Origin of the sequence: Mesorhizobium sp. C264A (assembly GCF_040324515.1) — a bacterium.
Classification (GTDB): Bacteria; Pseudomonadota; Alphaproteobacteria; order Rhizobiales; family Rhizobiaceae; genus Mesorhizobium.
This window is the reverse complement of sequence record NZ_JAMYVY010000001.1, coordinates 341,239-359,524: the sequence shown is the minus strand read 5'-3', so window position 1 is coordinate 359,524 and position 18,286 is coordinate 341,239. Positions and strand designations below refer to the sequence as shown.

Sequence of the window (18,286 nt, the reverse complement as noted above, 5' to 3'; positions counted from 1 at the left end):
GTCGGTGTCGCAAAGGTCCTTGATGTTTCATACCCCCTCCTCCCCGCCTTCGATCATCCCTCCGCGTTCGACCCCGCGCTCGATCATCATCGTCGGCGGTGGCTTTGCCGGCGCGGTTGCCGCGATCAAGCTGCTCGACCGTTCGACCGAACCGCTGGCAATCACCATCATCGAGCGACGGGCAGAGCTCGGCCGCGGCGTCGCCTACAGCACCGTCGATCCACAACACCTCGTCAACGGCGCGGCGCGCATCTTCTCGCTGCACCCGGACGACCCAGATCACCTCGTCCGCTGGCTCCTGGCGAATGGGCCCAAGCATGGCTGGACACCGCCCGCGGATGTGCCTGACTCCAGCCCGCCGCGCTGGCTGTTCGGCAGCTATGTCCAGTCGGAGTTGACCAGAGCCGTCAGAGAAGCAGATCCGCGTTCCTTGCTGCGCCACATCAAGGCATCCGCCGTCGACATGCTGACCGGTCAGTCCGGAGTCTGCGTCGGCACCAGCGACGGCCAGCAATTGCTGGCCGATGAGGCCGTGCTGGCGACAGGTGTTTTTCAGAGCGAGCCGTCCGCCACGGAAGCAGCCATCGTCGGCGATCCCCGCTATGTCTGCAACCCCTGGAATCCGGCGGCGCTCGACCGGCTTGCCGGCAGCAGGCAATTGCTGCTGATCGGCTCGAGTCTCAGCATGGTCGACGTCGTCGCCAGCATGGAGGCGCGCGGCTTCAAGGGCAGCTATCGCGTCGTGTCGCGGCGCGGACAGATCGTCGAACCTCGGCGCAATACCGAAGCGTGGCGCGATTTTCTTACCGGGCGGCCGCTGCCGAAAACCACGAGGGCGCTTCTTGCCTTGGTAAAGGCCGAACGCCGGGCCATCGAGGCCGCCGGGCTGGACTGGCAAGGGCTGCCTTTGACGATCCGGCCGTGGATCCTGGCTCTGTGGCAAGGCGCTACCGACAAGGAGCGCCTGAAGTTCGCACGCCATCTGCGCGCTTTCTGGGACGTCACCGCGCATCGAGCGGCGCCGCCGAGCTTTGAGCGCGTCGCACTGGCGCAAAGCCAAGGCCGTTGGGCGGGCGGCGCCGGACGGGTGCTGGCACTGCATCCGCGAGCCGGCGGCATTGTCGCCGAGATCCGCTGGCGCGATAGCGGCGCGGTCGAACGGCTGCGTTTCGACGGTGTCGTCAACTGCCGGGGCCATCAGGAGCATGACTGGCGGCGGATCGCCGATCCGTTTGTCCAGAGCCTGCTGGAGAACGGCATCGTCAGGCCGCATGCGACCGGGTTCGGCATCGACGCCACGCATGACGGCCAGGTGATTTCCGGCGACGGCAGGACCCGCGGCAATCTGTTTGCCATCGGCCATCCGCTGCGCGGCGTCGCCTGGGAATCGAGTTCCATCGGCGAACAGCTGGCGCAAGCCATCGCCCTTGCCGGCCTTCTGGTCGGCTCCAGCCCAAGGCTGCGTGCTCTGGCCTGACCGTTCTGCACCTCAAAACCATAGAAACGAAAAGGGCCGCGTCGAGACGCGGCCCCTTTTCTTGCTGATGTCCGCCGGGTTCAGGCGTTCGGATCGATATAAGCGTCTGCGAAACTGGCCGACAGGCCTTCAGCACCCGGCGCGTAATTCTTGACGGCCTTGCGGGCAATGATGATGGTCGGCGGTGCGATCAGATTGATGATCGGCAACTCGTCGGCGATGATCTCCTGGAACCTGAAGAACAGCTGCTTGCGCTTGGCCTCGTCAAGCTCCACCGATGCGGCCTCCAGCAGCCGGTCGACCTCAGGGTTCTCGTAGTGCGCGCCGTTGGAGAATGGCAGCCCGATCTTGATGTTCTTCGACCAGTAGAGCCGTTGCGCACCGGCGCTCGGGTCGAAGATGTTGCCGCAGGATTCCGTCGACAGGTCCCAGGTGCGATCCGTGTAGATGGTTTTGACATAGGTGCCGAAGTCGAATTTCTGGATCTCGGCGTCGATGCCGATCTTGGCCAGTGCCTGTTTGAGGAAGTCGGCATAGCCCCACGGATTGTAGGGATTGTTGGTGAGCCTGAGCTTGAAGCGGATGCCGTCCGCTCCGCGCTTGAAGCCAGCCTCGTCGAGCAGTTTTTCCGACAGCGCCGTATCGACGGTCGCCGCCTTCACATCGGGATCGAAATACTTCTTGTTGACGACGCTGATCGGTGTCGGCGACACTTGGCCATAGCCGTAGAACACGATGGCATTGATCGCATCGAGATCGATGGCATGCGCGATTGCCTGACGGACCTTCTTCTCCTTCAGGATCGGGTTTTCCAGGTTGATGATCAGCTGGTGCAGCGGGCCGCTATAGGCAAAGACGGTGCTATCGACGACGAACTGCGGCAACGCCTTGAACCGCTCCAGATCGGCAAACGCCACCGGGTTCGGGCCGATGTCGACTTCACCCGTCTCGAGTGCCGCGGCGCGCGCGCCGGGATCGGTGATGAAGCGGAAGATGATCCGGTCGAGATAGGGTTTTGGCGCATCCCAATAGGTCGGGTTCTTCTCGACGATGATGTGGCTGCCCTTGACCCATTCCTTGAGCACGAACGGTCCACTGCCGATGATCTGCTCGAAGGACGGATCGTCCGCCGGCTTCAGCTTCTCGTAGATGTGCTTGGGCACGACGGGCGATTCCGTCGCGGCCAGCCCCGAGATCAGCGCGGCGGACGGTTTAGACAGTTTGATTTTCACCACATGCGGATCCGACGTGTCGACGTCGGTGACATTCTGGAAGGTGATGCGTCCACGCGGATGCGCTTCACGCAGCCGCGAGATCGAAAAGGCCACGTCTTGCGATGTCAAATCATGGCCGTCGCTGAATTTCACCCCCGGCCGCAGCTTGAAGACATATTCGAGCCCGTCATCGCTGATCGACCATTCGGTGGCCAGTTGCGGCCTTGGATTGAGGTCGTAGTCGTAGGCGAGCAGGCCGTCGAAAATCTTCGGCCCGATGGTGGCCGGTCCACCGGCGCTGGTGTTGATGGAAACGATCTGGTTGGGCTCGGGATAGTAGACGAAATTGAGCGTGCCGCCCGCCACCGGCTTGGCGTCTTCGGCAAAGGCCCCGGCAGGTAGGGCGGTACTCGCGCCGGCCAGCAGCAGGAACTGATTGAACAAGCGTCGGTTGATGGTCATGGTCGGTACTCCGCGTTTGCGCGATTTGTCTTTATGGGGAAAAGTCGGGATCGGTGGTTTCACGCACCGATCCAAGGCAAGGCAATCCGAGCGCCTATGCGTTTGGCGCGAGCCAGATCTGCGCGAAGCTGTTGTTGATGCCTTGCGCTCCGGGTGCGAAATCCCTGACCTTCTTGTTGGCAACAATCTGGGCACCGGCCGCAACGAGGTCGACCGACACCACGTCGTCATGGATGATGTGCTGGAACTTGTACCAGAGCTCGCGCCGTTTCGTTTCGTCGGGCTCGATTGCGGCGGCTTCGAGGATCTGGTCGACCTCGGGGTTCGCATAGTGGCTGGCGTTGGAGAAGACGAGGCCGATCTTGAAATTCTTCGACCAGTAGGCGCGCTGGACGCCGAGCGTCGGATCAAAGGTGTTCGACAGCGACTCAACCACCAGGTCCCAGGCGCGGTCGGTGTAGACGGTCTTCAGGAACGTCGACAGATCGAGCTTCAGGATCTCGGCGTCGATGCCGACCACTGCCAGCGACTGCCTGATGAAATCGGCATAGGACGCCGGCAGGAACGCGTTGTAGGCGAGCCGGAGCTTAAAGCGCGTGCCCTCGGCGCCGCGCGGATGGCCGGCATCGTCGAGCAGTTTCTCCGCCAGTTTGGGGTCGGGTTCGCGCGCCTTGATGCTGGGGTCATACCATTTGGGCAGTGCCGTGCTGATGGGACTTGGCGATACCTGCGCATAGCCATAGAGCGCAATGTCGACCAGCTTCTGCAGGTCGATCGCGTGGGCGATGGCCAGACGCACGTCGCGCTTGGTCAGGATTTCGTTCTCGTAGTTGAAGAACAATTGCTGCTGCGGGCCGGAATAGGCATAGGTGTTGGTGTCGACGACCAAAGCGGGGTTGGCCTTCAGCCGCTCGATATCGGCCAGCGGCACGGGATTGGCGCCGATATCGATCTCGCCGGTTTCAAGAGCCGCCGAGCGTGCCGCCGGGTCGAGAATGACATGCAGCACGACGCGGTCAAGGTAAGGCCTTGGCGCATCCCAATAGTTCGGATTGCGATCGAAGATCAGATGGCTGCCGGGCACCCATTCCTTGAGAACGAAGGGGCCGGTGCCGATCGTCTGTTCCAGCTTGGGCTGTTCTGCCGGCTTGAACGTTTCGTAGACATGCTTCGGCACGATCGGTGATTCCGAACTGCTCAGCGCCGTGATCAGATAGGGCGCCGGCTTCGAAAGCACGACAATGGCGGTGTGCGGATCGGGCGTCTCGACCGCTGTCACGTTCTGGTAGGTGATGCGGCCGCGCGGATGCGCCTCCTTCAGCCGGAAGATGGTGAAGGCAACATCTTCCGAGGTGAAGTCCTTGCTGTCATGCCACTTGACACCCTGGCGCAGCTTGAAGGTGTAGCGCAGGCCGTCATCGCTGATCGACCACTCCGTGGCCAGCAGCGGTTTCGGGGTGAGGTCGTAGGCGAAATCAAGCAGGCCTTCATTCACCTTGGGGCCGATCGCCTGGCCGGTGCCTGACGAGGTGTTGATGGCGATCAGCGACGTCGGATCGGGATAGTAGGCCCAGTTGAGCGTGCCGCCCTGAACGGGCGTGCCTTCGGCTGCAAAGGAAAAGCCGGGCAATGCGAAGCTCGCACCGCCAAGCAGCAAGAGCTGGTTGAAATGACGACGATTGACAGACATGGTCTTGGGCTCCGGAAAACGGATTGCATCCGGCGGCCGAACGCACTCCGGCGCCTCGACGCAATGATCCCTGCCGTCGCGCAAAACCGGAAGAATGATTTTCTATCGTCGGCCGAAAGCGCCGCTTTGCACGACTGGTTCATTCCAGGCCTGCGAAGCCGACCGACACCCAAATCGGTGCTGCCCGTCTTATTTCTACAAGAATAGTAGACATTGCGATTTTTTAGATTTCCGTTCCCGCTGGCGCGACGCTGCGGCAAACGAAATTTTCCGCCGCGCGCTTTGGCGCAAAGCCCGCCCTCGTCGCGCCGGGTCCGAACGTGTTGAATGCGCCTCATGGTTGATCTCATTCGCGCCAAACCGAGGAAGCTACGACCGACGCTGGCGAGACTTCCGCCGCTGACCTCGCTTCGCGCCTTTGTCGCAACCGCCCGCCACCTGAGCTTTACGCGAGCGGCGGAAGAACTCCATGTCACGCCCGCCGCCATCGGCCAGCAGATCCGCCTGCTGGAGGATCACCTGGGGCAACCGCTGTTCCAGCGCAACCGGGGCGAGCTTTTGCTGACCTCGGCCGGTCAGGCGCTGATGCCCGGGCTCACCGAGGCTTTCGACGTCGTTGTCGAATCGGTCGCGCGTATTTCCGGCGACGAGGAGGATGCGCCGATCAAGGTGTCGGTCGCGCCCTCCTTCGCCAGCAAATGGCTGATCCCGCGCCTCGACGCGCTGCGTGAGGCGGTGCCCGGACTCGAAGTACTGGTCGATGCATCGACAAGGCTTGCCGACTTTGCCAGCGAAGATATCGACTGTGTCATCCGCTACGGCTCGGGCGCCTATAGCGGCCTCATCACGGAACGGCTGTTCTCGGAAGCGGTGCTGCCTGTCTGCAGCCCCGAATTTGCCCGCACGCACGGCCTCTTCCGTGGACCGGAAGGGCTGCGTAACGCGCCGATCCTGCATGAGGACGGGCCGGAGCGCGATCCAAGTTGCCCCGACTGGAAGGGCTGGCTGCGATCCAACGGCCTGTCCGGCCGCCTTGTCGACGGCGGCATACGGCTTAGCCAGTCCTCGCTGGTACTCGACGCCGCGGTTGCCGGCAAGGGCATCGGTCTCGGCAAATTCCGACTGGCCGAGCCTGACCTTGCGGCAGGGCGGCTGGTCAGCCCTTTCGGCTCGCCGCAGCCGGTCGAGTTTTCCTATTACTTCGCGACGACGCCACACAAGGCGAAGCTCGCGACCGTCGAGCGCTTCCATGGCTGGCTGAAGGCTGAGGCGCGAAGGGTTGGCGCACTCGACTTCACACCGCCGGCAGCACTGCCGGCGCGCATCGCCATCGTTGCCGCCGAATAGCCTTGGCTATTTAAGCTTGAAGCCCAGCGCCTTGAGCGCATCACCCAGGCGATCACGGCCTTTCAGCGCCGCAGTGCTGCCGATGCGGTTCGACATCAGTTCGGTCCAGTCGACAACGGGCATCGACTGCTCTTGCTGAAAGGTGCGAAGCGTCAGGTTGTACGCTGCGAGATCGTCCTGATCGAAGCCTGACTGATAGCGCTCGCGATGCAGCACAACACGCTGCGGCAGTCTGGGCTTGATGTCGGTCGCAGCCAGGAGATCGGGACAGCCAACGGTCAGGCCGAACACCGCCACGGCTTCCGGCGGCAGGCCGAGCTCTTGCGCCACGGCCTCAGGATGATTGCGCATGGCGCCGATGTAGCAGGAGCCGAGCCCGAGCGCATCGATTGCCACCACGGCATTCTGCGCGGCAAGTGCTGCGTCGATCACGGCCAGCAGAAAACTCTCCTGATAATCGAGCCCCTCGCCCGCCCGGCTGTTTGCCTCGGCAATGGCGCGCAGCCGTGACAGGTCGGCCAGCCAAACCAGCAGCAACGGCGCCTGCTCGATATGGCGATTGACCGCCGCCAGTCCGGCAAGCCGCGCCTTGCGCGCCGGATCCTCGACGGCGATGACGCTCCACGCCTGCAGATTGGACGAGGTCGGCGCCGACTGGGCGGCAGCGATGATCAGTTCGAGCGTCCCTTCGGGCAGAGGCCTGGCGAGATAGTTGCGGACCGAGCGATGTGAAAGGATCGCCTCGAGGGCTTCGTTCCAGTTTGCAGTGTTCGCCTCTTGCGGCGCCCGGTAACGCCGCCTTAGTGCTGCTTCACCGCGCAGGTCGGCGTCGGAAGGGCGGATGCTGAAAGCGGCCGGCTGTGGCATTGTCGTCCCTATTTGGCGATCTGGCTCGTTCGGTGTTCTGACAACCCCACGTCATTCAACAAACGCGGCTTGGACCCTATTGCGCAATAGCGGGAGCAACTGGTCGCCTTGCCGCTTGATCTCGGAAAGATACGGCGTGTCCGAGAGCACGAAATGCGTGATGCCCAGATCCCGGTACTTGCCGAGCGAACTGGCCACGTCGGCGGCCGAGCCGACCAGCCAGGTGGTGCCGGCGCCGCCGCCGCCATATTTGCCCGGCGCAGTGTAGAGATTGTCGTCCAGCACCTCGCCGCGCGTGTGCAGATCGAGCAGACGCTGCTGGCCTACCGCTACCGCCCGACCATGATCATTCCAGCCGGCGCCCTGGCCCTTTGCCATTTCGGCGACCTTCGCCTCGGCGTCCGTCCAGGCCTGCCCGGTGGTGTCGCGGACCAGCGTGGTGACCCGAAACCCGAATTGTAGAGGTGGGAGGTCCCGGTCAAGTTCCCGGCTCAAGGCCTTGAGCCGCTCGATCCGCTCCTGGACGCCGTCGAGCGGCTCGCCCCAGAACAGCTGGACATCGGCCTCGCTGGCCGAGACGCGCTCGGCCGCCTCCGACGCGCCGCCGAAATAGAGCCTGGGATGGCGACGGTTTCCACGGACAGGGATGCGGGGCATGACGGTAGACCCGGTGACCTTGAAGTGCTCGCCGGCAAAGGTGACGTTCTCTTCGGTCCAAAGTCTGCGAACCAGCCGCATGAACTCTCTGGTGCGGGCATAGCGATGGTTCTGCTCGCCTTCGCTGTCGCCATAGGCAGCGAGGTTGTCCTTGCCCGACACTATGTTGATACGCACGCGACCGCGGGTCAGCTGGTCGAGCGTGGCGACCGCGGATGCGAAGTGCGCTGGCCGCCAGTAACCCGGGCGGATCGCGATGAGCGGCTCGAAGGAGGTGGTCCGCGCGGCGAGCGCGGCGGCGACGGTAAACGTGTCGGGCCGGCCCCAGCCGGTACCGATCAGCGCGCCCTTCCAGCCGTGTTCCTCAAGCGCCTTTGCGTGGCTGGTCAGCGTCTCCAGGCTGTTGTGGTCCTCGACGGCCGGCTCGCCGCGGTGACCGGGATCGACCTGGTTCGGGATGTACCAGAGAAATTCGGGATCAGCGCTCATCGTCGGGCCTGTATTTTTGTCGGGCGTGGAGGTCAATGGCGGTACCTTCCGCGCCGTTATCGTTTGATGATCGTTCAATGGGTGGCCCCGAGCAACCCTGACGCCTTGTGCGGCTGCGGCGCGAAACGGCTTTCAGGCCTGATAAGGCCGAGATGGTCGCGCAGCGTGCGCCCTTCATAGTCGCTGCGAAACAGGCCGCGCCGGCGCAGGATCGGCACGACCGTATCGACAAAGACTTCCAGCCCGGTCGGCAGCACGTCAGGCATCAGGTTGAAGCCATCGGCGGCGCCGGCGACAAACCATCTTTCGATATCGTCGGCGATCTGCTCCGGCGTGCCGACAACGGTGCGGTGGCCGGTACTGCCGTTGAGCGCCCGGATCAGTTGGCGAACGGTGAAATCGTTGTTGCGGGCAAGTGCCAGCGTGGCCTTGAAGAAGGTGTGGCCGCCGTTGGGCGGCAGCGGGATGACGTCAGGCAGCTTCTCGTCGAGCCTCAGCCGCTCGCGGTCGATGCCGAGCACGCCCGACAGCCGCGTCAGGCTGTAGTCGAGCGGGATGCGGTCCCACAGTTCTTCCTGCCGCCGCTCCGCTTCCGCCTCGGTGCTGCCGATGATGGTGGCCAGACCGGCGAGGTTGAGCGGCACGCCGCCGCTTCTGCCATAGGCGACAGCCTGGGCCTTCAGCTCCTTTGCGTAGGCGAGCGCCTCCTCGAACGATTGCGACGCGGAAAACACCGCTTCGGCGTGGCGCGCGGCGAGCTCCTTGCCGTCATCGGAACCGCCGGCCTGGATGACCACCGGATGCCCTTGCGGCGAGCGCGGCCCATGCACCGAAAAATGCGCGCCCTCGTGCTCGATGGCGTGAACCTTGGCGGCATCGACGAAGCGCCCACTGGCGACGTCGCCGATGAAGGCATCGTCCTCCCAGCTGTCCCACAGCGCCTTGACTATTTCGGTGAATTCGGCGGCCCGCTCGTAGCGCCGGCCATGATCTATCGCGCCGGTCAGGCCGAAATTGCGGGCCGAGGCGGGATCGGCCGTGGTCACGATGTTCCAGCCGATGCGCCCGCCGCTGACATGGTCGAGCGTCGCGAAACGACGGGCGATGTTGTAGGGCTCGTTGAAGCTGGTCGATGCCGTCGCAATCAGGCCGATGCGCTCGGTCGCGGCGGCTATCGTCGCCAGCACGATGGTCGGTTCCAGCGATGTAATCGGCCGATAGTCGATGCGATCCGAAATTGCCGCCTGATCGGCAAGGAATATAGCGTCGAGCTTGGCGCGCTCGGCGATCTTCGCCACCTGCACATAGTGGTCGACGGTGAAGGCGGCATAGGGGTCGACCCCGTCCATCCGCCATGCCGCCGGCGAGAAGCCGGCGTGCAGGATGTTGACATTGAGGTGGAGCTGTCGGCCGCTCATCGAAAGACGCCGGGCTCGGGATAGGCGCCGGTCAGATACCAGGTGCCGACGGTGCGGGCCTTGTATTCGGCGGGGTTGTGCAAGGTGTGGATGCGCGCATTGCGCCAGAAACGGTCGAAGCCGTATTTGCGCACCGCCGAGCGCGCGCCCATCACCTCGAAGATCTCGGTGGTGACTTCGAGCGCGACATTGCCGGCCAGCACGTTGGCCGCGGCAACTGCAACCGCCGCTTCCCCGCGCTCTTGCTCGGTCAACGCCTTGCCGCGCGCGATCGCATGATCGATCGCCGCCGCAGCGCGATCAGCCAGCACCGTTGCCGCCCGCGTCTTGACCCAGAGCTCGCCATATTGCCGCTTGATCCATGGATCGTCGATGTGGCGCTCGACGCCGGAATACATCCACGGTCGCGAGCTGTTGAGCGTGTAGTCGCGTGCCGCTAGCAGTGCGCCCTGGGCGGTGCCGATGAAGACATTGAGCAGCACGCTTTGCTGCTGCAGCGGGCCGATGGTGCGGATCGGCAGCGACGCGTCGACCCAGCCGCGCACCAGTTCGTTGTCATGGATCCTAACATCCTTGTAGGCGACCTTGCCACTGCCGGTTTGCGTCTGGCCGATGCCGTCCCAGTCGTCGAGAATGGTGATGCCCTCACGATCCGCCGGGATGGCCGCGAACTTCCGCTCGCCGCTGACCTCGTCTTCCCAGGAGGTCGAAAGATAGTCGGCGACATGCGAGCCGGAGGCGAAGGGCTTGAAGCCGCTGACGATCGTCCACTCGCCATCCTTGCGGCCGAACAGCGTCTTGGAAAAGCTGTTGCCGGTGTTGCCCCAGAACCAGTCGCCCGCAGCCGAACGCCGCAGCAGATCGGCTGAGCGCGGTTCGTCCGAATTGAGCCTTGCGGCGATCAGCGCGCTGAAATGGTAGCCGTAGATGTGGCCGATCGAGCCGTCGACCTTGGCGAACTCGCGGCCGATCTTCAGCGCCGTCGAATAGGGTTCGCCGGCGCCGCCGAATTCCTTGGGAATGACGATACTGAGCAGGCCGCTCTCCTTGAGCAGGCGGATCTGTTCGACGGGCCTGCCGCCAAGCTGGTCGCGCTCGACCGCGTCGCGGGCAAAGATGTCGCGCAGCTCGACCGCCTTGGCGATCCATGGATTGGAGGTATCGGGATCGAAGCTCATCAGGTCACTCATGCAGATGCGGGAAGCCGTGGCGCTCGGCAAGCAGCGCAAGAATGCGCCTTGTGTCGTCGGCAAAGACCTTGCCCTTGGCGGTCGGTAGGTCGGCTGGCGGATCACTGCCGACGACCAGCACCGGCAGCGACTGGTGGCGTTCGCCGAGCGCATCGATCACCTTACCCCTCGGCCTTGCGAACGGCACGCGCTCGACGTCCAGCCTGGCAGCAAGATCGGGAAAGGCTGCGAGCAGCCCTTCGACCTTGTTGGAATAGGGGCAGACGAAGGTCTGGCCCGGATGCTTTGGGTCGGCGAAACCCGGCTGGATGAGAAAGAGCGTGTCGCGCGCCATCGGCTCATTCCTATTCCGCCGCCGCCGCGGCATGCCGCGAAAAACGGTTTGCCGGCCGCTTCAGGCCGAGATTGTCGCGCAAGGTGCTGCCCTCATACTCCCGACGGAACAGGCCACGGTGGCGCAGTTCCGGCACCACCAACTCGATGAAATCCTTCAAGCCGCCGGGCATGATCGGTGCCATGATGTTGAAGCCGTCGGCGCCGTAATTCTCAAAGCGCTCTTCCATCGTGTCGGCGATCTGTTGTGGCGTGCCGACCACCTGCCAGTGGCCGCGAGCGCCGGCGATGCGCAAATAGAGCTGCCGGATCGTCAGCTTCTCGCGCCGCGCCAGATCGATGACCAGCGCCTGCCGGCTCTTGCCGGCATTGGTCTCCGGCAGTTCCGGCACCGGCCCGTCGAGCGGATAGGCGGTCAGATCGAAGCCGCCGGCCAGCGCCGAGACCAGACCGAGGCCCACTTCCGGCTGGATGAGATCCTGCAGCTGTTCGAACTTTTCCTGCGCCTCGGCTTCGCTGCGGCCGACGACCGGAAAGATGCCTGGCAGGATTTTCAGATCATCCTCTGAACGGCCGTACTTACCGAGCCTGCCCTTGACGTCGGCATAGAAGGCGGTGGCTTCATCGAGCGTGATCTGCGCGGCGAAAATCGCTTCCGCGGTGCGCGCCGCCAGCTCCTTGCCGGGGCCGGACGCGCCCGCCTGGACGACGACCGGATGGCCTTGCGGCGTGCGCGGCGTGTTCAGCGGACCGCGCACCTCGAAGTGCTGGCCCTTGTGGTTCAGCACATGCAGCTTCTCCTTGTCGAAATAGCGCCCGCTCACTTTGTCGCGCGGGAAGGCATCATCCTCCCAGCTGTCCCACAGCCCAAGCACGACATCGGCGAATTCCTCGGCGCGATCGTAGCGGTCGCCGTGCTGGATATACGTATCGTGGCCGAAATTGAATGCCGCATCCGGATCGGACGAGGTGACGAGGTTCCAGCCGGCGCGCCCGCCGCTCAGATGGTCGAGCGACGCGAACTGGCGGGCCAGATTGTAGGGATCGGAATAGCTGGTCGAACCCGTGGCGATCAGGCCGATGTTGGTGGTCACCGCCGACAGCGCCGACAGCAGCGTGATGGGCTCGAACGGATAGACGCCGCTATGCGCCTTGCGGCTGGCAGCCTCGAGATTGCTCAGCCGCGCCGCGACGCCATCGGCAAAGAAGATCGCATCGAATTTGGCCGCTTCCGCGAGCCTGGCCAGTTCGACATAGTCGCCGAGGCTGGTCCCCTCGGCCGCCTGTGGATGGCGCCATGCCGCCACATGGTGGCCGGTGAAGAGAAGAAACGCTCCAAGCTTGAGCTTGTCCTTGCGCCTGGCCATTTTCCGCGCCTCCTCAGCGATACAACCCGCCGACCGGGAATTCCCCGGTCAGCAACCAGGTGCCGATGGTGCGCTTCTTGTATTCGGCCGGGTTGTGCAGCGTGTGCGTGCGCACATTGCGCCAGAACCTGTCGTAGCCATTGGCCTTGGTGGCCGAGCGGGCGCCCATCACCTCGAAAACCTCGCTCGATGCGTCGAGACCGATTTGCCCGGCATAGACATTGGCGGTGGCAAGGTCGATCGCCGTCTGTCCGCGCTGCTCCAGGGTCAAGGCCTCGCCCTTGCCATAGGCGGCATCGAGGCTGCGCGCCGCCACATCGGCGAGTTCGGCGGCAGCCAGCGTGCGGATATAGAGATCGCCATATTTGCGCTGAACGAACGGATCATCGGTGTGGTTCTCATAGCCGGAATAGACCCAGGGTCGCGATTGCGAGACCGTATAGTCGCGGCCTTCGCTCAGCGCTCCTTGCGCGCTGCCGACGAAGAGGTTGAGCAGGACCGCCTGCTGGAAGAGTGAAATCAGCGTCTGGAACGGCGTCAGCGGCACGGCGGGCGAGCCGATCAGTTCGTCATCACCGATATGCACATCCTTGAACGTGACTTTACCGGAACCCGTCTGCCGCTGGCCGACGCCATCCCAGTCATCCTCGATGACGATACCTTCACGATCGGCCGGGATCGCAGCTGCCAGGCGGTCCTGGCCGTCTTCCCATGCCACCTGGATATAGTCGGCGATGTGCGAGCCGGAAGAGAACGGCCGGAAGCCGTTCAGGATCCAGCCCGAGCCGTTGCGCCTGGCCGTAGAGGTCTTCGACATGGCGTTGCCGGAATTGCCCCAGACCCAGTTCTCGCGGGCCGAGCGTGTCAGCAGTTGGTCCTTCTGCGCGTCCGTACCGCGAAATAACACGCCGTTGAGCGGCAGATGATGGTAGCCGTAGAGATGGGCTAGCGAACCATCGGTGCGGGCAAATTCGCGCACGACGCGCAGCACCGACAGCCAGGGCGCGCCCTTGCCGCCATAGTTTTTGGGAATCTGCGCCGACGGCAGTCCACTTTCCTTGAGCAGGCGGATCTGCTCGACCGGTCGTCCACCAGCCTTGTCGCGCGCCACCGCATCGCGATCGAAGATGGTGCGCAGCTCGACCGCCGTGGCGACGAACGGGTCGGAAAGGTCAGGGCTGAAGGTCATCGGCGTTTGTCCATGGAAATGCGTCTATTCCGCCGCAATGGTCTGTGCCGGTCGCCAGACGGCAGAGGCGTAGGCCTCCTCCCCGAACTCGGCCGGATGGCTGCCGGTTATCCGGCTCTCATGGCTGTCGAGATCGGCAAGGAAGAGATCGCGGCTGATGCGGGCGACGACAGCCGGCACGTCGCGCCTGATAGAGGGAACATCGCCGATCGGCAGGCCGAAACTGACGAAGCCGCCTGGATTGAAGACGTGGATGTTCCTCAGGAACGGCGCCTCCCCCAGCGCTTTCTCGAGGAATTCATGGCCGAGGCCGAGATAGGGATGGGCGCCGAAAAATTCATCCAGTTCGCCTTCCGCCGGCGCGTATTGGTCACGCCACAGCCGGATCGAGGCGGCGAAATTGCTAAATTCCGGCTTGCGCGTCGGGTCGGCGAAATAGCCGGTGCCGGCGATGACGAAGTCGAAAGCGAACGTCTCGGCGCCGATGTCGGTGACGACCTTGCCGCCGTCGATATCCGCATTCGTCCAGGGGGCACCGAGATGCAGGTGGAAATTCTTGTGCCGCACTACCCGCTCCACGGCATCGGGCGGTGGCGTCGAACCGGCCTCGCGGAAGCGCAGTGCCTGGCGCCAGCGCACCGGATCGGGCAAGCGCGGATAGTTGTCATAGGCGCCGGGATAACCCCGCACGCGGTTGATCGGCACGCTGGCGATACTGGTGCGCCGCGCGAACAGGCGCACCGATTGCGCGCCGGCCTCAAGGGCTGTCCCCGCCGCATCGAATGCCGAAGCCGCCGACCCGACGACAGCGACCGCTTTGCCCTTGAGCGAGGCAAAATCGATTGCTGCAGAACTGTGTGCGACAAAGCCCTGGGGCAGAGCAGCGAGCACCGCCGGTATCATTGGACCGCCGCTGCCGCCAAAGCCATTGGCCAGAATGATCTTCCGCGCCGTTTCGATCAATGGCGTGCCGCCGGCATCGAGGTGGAGGCGAAGATACCCGTCAGCCGGCTCGATGCGAAGGAGACGCGTGCCGTAGCGAATGCCAATGCCGAGAAAGTCGCGATACCATTTCAGGTAATTCGCCCAATCCGTCCGCGCGATGCGGTCGAAGCCTGCATAGGCTTCGGCACCATGGCGCGCTTCGTACCAGGATTGAAAGCTCAGGCCCGGCAGGCCGAGTTCCGGTCCCGGCAGGCCCTTTGGTGTTCGCAGCCGGTTCATCCGCGCATGCGTGAGCCAGATGCCGGCCTTGCCCTCATCCGGCGCCGCATCGATGACCGTGACCTTGCCGATGCCGGCCCGCCTCAACGCGAAGGCGAAGGTCGCGCCCGTCTGCCCGCCGCCAACGACAAAGACATTGTGGTCGATGCCCTCCCGATCCGGCACCCAATTTTGCGGATCGGGACCGATCAGTCGAAGTGTTTCGCGGGCGTCGTGATCTGGATCGGACGGTAAGGCCATTTCGGTCCTGGCTGAAGTTCAAGCGTTACACCAAACTCCGCCCCGGTCGGCAAACAGTCCAGAAATGTCTGCTTTGATTGCCCGGTAGTTTTTTTCACTTGCATCCAACGGCACAATCGGAGCGTCACCGGGCTGCTGCCGGATATTCGGCACCACCTGCAATCCGTGATGACAAGCGAACAATTGGCGCGCAGGGCTGACATAATCTGAACGCTCGGTTGCCCGCGTCGATTCCGCTGCAATTCTTGCCCGTTGAAAGGAGTACGCTGCGTTTCCGACACTTCACCCAAGTAGGGGTCGAGCCCACGTGTGTAAAAACGCGTCATGCACCCGAAAGGAGACCTCGAGGACTTCGATTGGTGGCGGCTCTCACCACGCCTTGAGCTGCACCGGCGTCAAGTACACGGCGCCGTCGCGGTCGCGATTGAGATCTATTTCAAAGCACGACCGATGGAAAACGATGCGGTTGGGGACATTACCGATTACCATTCTCATGATTTCCTCAGCCTTTACCTGTCCGGGCTGGGTAAGAGAATTCTGTCGGAATTGGCTGCCAGATCCGCACAGATCAACCGAACTGGCAAGCGCATTTTGAGACTGCGGCCGAGTTCAGAACCCGCCTAATTGCACGTCGTTGCCGCCGATTGCCGCAGGCATCCTTGCAGGGTATTTCGAACCCAGGGGCTTGAGCTAGGTGTGACAGTGCCATCAACGAGATGGAGAAAATTGACGAACGGGCCCCAAAACCATTTTGCCCAGAAGCCATAGATTTACCCGATAACGCTCAACTCAAACTCAAATAATTAGGCGTAAGGTATTGATATATAATAAACTGGTGGGCCCGGAGGGACTCGAACCCCCAACCAAGCGGTTATGAGCCGCCGGCTCTAACCATTGAGCTACAGGCCCCACGCGCGCTGGATTAGTGTTTTTCCTTGCGCGGCACAAGGCTTTCCGGACGGGCTGGCCGAGATCGCCCAAATCAGCCCATATTCGCGCCCTAGTCGACAGGCGCGACTGGATCGCACACCGAGGAGATTTTCATGACCAGACATATTTTGCCGCTCGCACTTGCCGCCGCGATCGCTTTTCCGGCGATGGCAAGCGCTGCCGATTCGCTGCCCCCGCCCCGCATCATCGTGTCGGGTGAAGGCCAGTCGACCGTGGCGCCTGACCTGGCGCTGCTGACGCTCAGCGTCATGCGCGAGGCCAAGACCGCACGCGCGGCACTCGACGCCAACAACGACGCCATGGCCGCCGTGATCGCGGCAATGAAGTCGGCAGGGATCAAGGACCGCGACCTGCAGACCGCCGGCATCCAGATCAACCCGCGTTACAACTACACCAACAAACCGGACGGCAGCCAGGAAGCCGAGCTTGTCGCCTACCAGGTGACCAACACACTCTCGGTGCGCATCCGCGACATCGACAAAACAGGTGAGATTCTCGACAAGGCTGTGTCGCTCGGCGTCAATCAGGGCGGAGGCATTTCGTTCTCCAACGAGGATCCGAAAGCTGCCGTCACCGAAGCCCGCAAGAAGGCGGTCGCCGATGCCATGGCCAAGGCCAAGACGCTGGCCGAAGCCGCCGGCGTCAGCATAGGCCGGGTGCTGGAAATCACCGACCAGAACGTTGCGCCGGCGCCGATGCCGATCAATGCAAAGGCCTTCGATGCGGCAGGCGCCGCGGTTCCCGTGCAGGCCGGCGAGAATGCCTACGCCGTGCAGGTAACAGTGACATTCGAGCTTAAGTAGCAGGCCGCCGGGCTGGGCGCGGTTCTGCTGAACCCGTCGGCCGGAACCGCAGATTTCCGACATGAAAAACCCCGGAGGACTGGCCTCCGGGGTTTTTTCGAGCCGCACCTTTCCGCGGAGGGAAAGGGGCTCCTGGCTGACCCTAGAAGGGTCATGCCGCTACTCCAGGTACTCCAGGCTGATCCTGGCAGAGGAACATGCCTCCGGATCGACCTTCGCAGAAGGTCGTATCCCAGACTGATCTTCGCAGAAGATCAGTCTGGTTCTCTTAGCGATAGATAACCGGGCAGCCGCGCTCATTGGCGAACACGACCACTACGCGATCGCCATACTGGCGGCCGGCGACCTTCACCACGCGGCGATTGACATCGACGATGCGGACGCGGTGCAGGCCCATGCGCTCGGCCTTGTCGAGGGCGCGGTCCGGCGAGCAGCGGCGCCAATTGCGGTCACGGCGAAAGCCGTCCTCATCGTCGCCGGTGTAGACGCCGACGCGGCGGTCATGGTTGTTGCCGAAGCCGAGATAGATCGAGTCCGCCTGGGCGGGCACTGCGGCAAGGGTGCCGAGAGCTACGAGACCCGAAAGGGCTGCCGTCTTGAATGAGTTGAACATTGTCTTCTCTCCTTGTTGAGGGCTTGCGCCCGTCTTGGTCGAACCGATGGGGGGAGAATGCTCCTTGCAATCTGAACTCTTCGCGAACCGGCCGTTCATTTTCGGTTAATCTGCCCGACAGGTCAAAAGCAACCGCCCCTTCCACCGCTGCAAACGATCCTGACCGTCAAAAACGTCCAATGGCGCGGAACGCCCTATGGCAACGTCCGTTCCAGAATGCTCAGGGCTCGTCGTCGAGCATATAGTCGAAATAATCGTCCGGCTCGGCCAGATCGGTCTCACTGGCGCGGACGCGGCCGCGCATGGAGATGCCGGCATCATGAACGGTCTCGGCACTTCCCGACACCAGCCTGTGCCACCAATAGAGGTCGTGCCCCTCGGCAACCAGCCGGTAGGCACAGGTTTTCGGCAGCCACGTGATGGTGCGCACATTCTGCGGCGTCAGCCCGACACAGTCCGGCACGCGCGCCAGCCGGTTGGCATAGTCCGAACAGCGGCAGCTTTGCCCATCGAACAGCCGGCAGCCGACTGATGTCCAGTAGATCTCGCCGGTATCCTCGTCCTCGAGTTTAGACAGGCAGCATTTTCCGCAGCCGTCGCACAGCGATTCCCACTCGGTGGGCGTCATCGCTTCCAGCGTCTTGGTCTTCCAGAACGGCGTTTCCATTATGGGTCGAGATGTGGCCTCCGCATGCGGCAAGGTCAAGCTGTTGTGTGACTTCAAGTTCCGGCCGCACCATAGGAAAAACATGAAG

Annotated in this window: 15 protein-coding genes and 1 tRNA gene; 3 read left to right on the top strand and 13 right to left on the bottom strand. The window is 63.2% G+C overall.

Translation table 11 applies throughout. The annotated features are described in order from the left end of the window. The first annotated feature begins 22 nt into the window (after positions 1-22). On the top strand, positions 23-1,477 hold the full coding sequence (locus tag NKL04_RS01845; RefSeq protein WP_050593567.1) for an FAD/NAD(P)-binding protein: 1,455 nt from the start codon (positions 23-25) through the stop codon (positions 1,475-1,477). Between the two features lie 80 nt (positions 1,478-1,557). On the opposite strand, the gene NKL04_RS01840 is transcribed toward NKL04_RS01845, so the two are convergent. Continuing rightward, on the bottom strand, positions 1,558-3,153 hold the full coding sequence (locus NKL04_RS01840; RefSeq protein ID WP_023701132.1) for an ABC transporter substrate-binding protein: 1,596 nt from the start codon (positions 3,151-3,153) through the stop codon (positions 1,558-1,560). Positions 3,154-3,247: 94 nt separating this feature from the next. Next, positions 3,248-4,843 carry an ABC transporter substrate-binding protein gene (locus tag NKL04_RS01835; protein WP_023701133.1) on the bottom strand — a complete coding sequence of 532 codons (1,596 nt, stop codon included), beginning with the start codon at positions 4,841-4,843 and terminating at the stop codon, positions 3,248-3,250. A gap of 336 nt (positions 4,844-5,179) precedes the next feature. Between NKL04_RS01835 and gcvA the strand changes: the two genes are divergently transcribed. After that, on the top strand, positions 5,180-6,190 hold the full coding sequence (gene gcvA / locus NKL04_RS01830) for a transcriptional regulator GcvA (protein WP_352723180.1): 1,011 nt from the start codon (positions 5,180-5,182) through the stop codon (positions 6,188-6,190). Between the two features lie 6 nt (positions 6,191-6,196). On the opposite strand, the gene NKL04_RS01825 is transcribed toward gcvA, so the two are convergent. From NKL04_RS01825 to NKL04_RS01785, 9 genes are all read right to left on the bottom strand, one after another. Beyond that, entirely contained in the window at positions 6,197-7,057 is an 861-nt protein-coding gene (locus NKL04_RS01825; RefSeq protein ID WP_023701135.1) for an NADPH-dependent oxidoreductase, read from the bottom strand. A 51-nt stretch (positions 7,058-7,108) separates the two neighbouring features. Then, entirely contained in the window at positions 7,109-8,203 is a 1,095-nt protein-coding gene (locus NKL04_RS01820; RefSeq protein ID WP_023701136.1) for an LLM class flavin-dependent oxidoreductase, read from the bottom strand. A gap of 74 nt (positions 8,204-8,277) precedes the next feature. Further along, the gene (locus NKL04_RS01815; RefSeq protein ID WP_023701137.1) at positions 8,278-9,621 is read right to left on the bottom strand and encodes an LLM class flavin-dependent oxidoreductase; all 1,344 of its coding nucleotides are present in this window, start codon (positions 9,619-9,621) and stop codon (positions 8,278-8,280) included. Next, positions 9,618-10,799, bottom strand: coding sequence for an acyl-CoA dehydrogenase family protein (locus tag NKL04_RS01810; protein ID WP_023701138.1), 1,182 nt, complete (start codon positions 10,797-10,799; stop codon positions 9,618-9,620). The genes NKL04_RS01815 and NKL04_RS01810 overlap by 4 nt, the downstream gene beginning before the upstream one ends. 4 nt (positions 10,800-10,803) lie before the next feature. After that, entirely contained in the window at positions 10,804-11,145 is a 342-nt protein-coding gene (locus NKL04_RS01805) for a DUF3088 domain-containing protein (RefSeq protein WP_023670853.1), read from the bottom strand. Between the two features lie 10 nt (positions 11,146-11,155). Next, positions 11,156-12,511, bottom strand: coding sequence for an LLM class flavin-dependent oxidoreductase (locus NKL04_RS01800; protein WP_023701139.1), 1,356 nt, complete (start codon positions 12,509-12,511; stop codon positions 11,156-11,158). A gap of 13 nt (positions 12,512-12,524) precedes the next feature. After that, positions 12,525-13,700 (bottom strand): acyl-CoA dehydrogenase family protein, encoded by a 1,176-nt coding sequence (locus tag NKL04_RS01795; protein WP_023670851.1) that lies wholly within the window; start codon positions 13,698-13,700, stop codon positions 12,525-12,527. Positions 13,701-13,724: 24 nt separating this feature from the next. After that, positions 13,725-15,164 carry an NAD(P)-binding domain-containing protein gene (locus NKL04_RS01790; RefSeq protein WP_023701140.1) on the bottom strand — a complete coding sequence of 480 codons (1,440 nt, stop codon included), beginning with the start codon at positions 15,162-15,164 and terminating at the stop codon, positions 13,725-13,727. Between the two features lie 833 nt (positions 15,165-15,997). Next, positions 15,998-16,073, bottom strand: a tRNA-Ile gene (locus tag NKL04_RS01785). Between the two features lie 134 nt (positions 16,074-16,207). On the opposite strand from NKL04_RS01785, the gene NKL04_RS01780 reads away from it, so the two are divergent. Then, positions 16,208-16,918: an SIMPL domain-containing protein gene (locus NKL04_RS01780; protein ID WP_023672467.1), complete on the top strand. Its 711-nt coding sequence runs from the start codon at positions 16,208-16,210 to the stop codon at positions 16,916-16,918. Positions 16,919-17,186: 268 nt separating this feature from the next. Here the strand turns inward: NKL04_RS01780 and NKL04_RS01775 are convergent, their stop codons facing one another. After that, positions 17,187-17,531, bottom strand: a complete 345-nt coding sequence (locus NKL04_RS01775; protein ID WP_023672466.1) for a hypothetical protein — start codon at positions 17,529-17,531, stop codon at positions 17,187-17,189. Between the two features lie 220 nt (positions 17,532-17,751). Next, on the bottom strand, positions 17,752-18,198 hold the full coding sequence (locus NKL04_RS01770) for a YcgN family cysteine cluster protein (RefSeq protein WP_023672465.1): 447 nt from the start codon (positions 18,196-18,198) through the stop codon (positions 17,752-17,754). Positions 18,199-18,286 lie beyond the last annotated feature (88 nt).